Genomic DNA, 423 nt, shown 5'->3' with positions numbered 1-423 from the left:
TTCAGGTACTGCTCGGTCCCGCAGCACGGGCACTTAATGTTGAAGCGCAGAAAGTGCGGGGAATCATTGGCCGCCCGCGTGATCTGGCAGCCCTCTCCCGAGGTTTCCTCATTGTCGTCAGCGACAACCACTGTCGTCGGGGTCGATCCGCGTATGGACTTTTTGAACGTGGCCCCTTCCAGGCGCTTGTCGCCAAGAATGGTCGGAGCCCCCTCGCCCTCGATGTCCGCATTGAACTTCGATAGCTCGTCATAGATCACTTCATCCGGGCTTTTCTCCCGGTAGTTTTTTGCCGCCGTGCCACCCAGGCACCACAGCATCTTGGCGTTATCGAAGCGCTTTTCATCCAGTGTGTTATCGCGATGCTTCACCCCATACCAGGGCGCCAAAGCGCGCACCACAGGACTGTCACGAATCATCGTT

The 423-nt window shown here is 57.7% G+C and carries 1 protein-coding gene; it reads right to left on the bottom strand.

Going from position 1 to position 423, the window contains the following annotated elements:
- On the bottom strand, nt 1-423 hold a 423-nt coding region (locus ACLD1X_RS29205), incomplete at both ends, for a phage terminase large subunit family protein (protein WP_429373748.1).

It is taken from the genome of Pseudomonas sp. 18173, assembly GCF_050432945.1.
GTDB lineage: Bacteria > Pseudomonadota > Gammaproteobacteria > Pseudomonadales > Pseudomonadaceae > Aquipseudomonas.
This window is presented reverse-complemented; position numbering and strand designations above follow the sequence as displayed.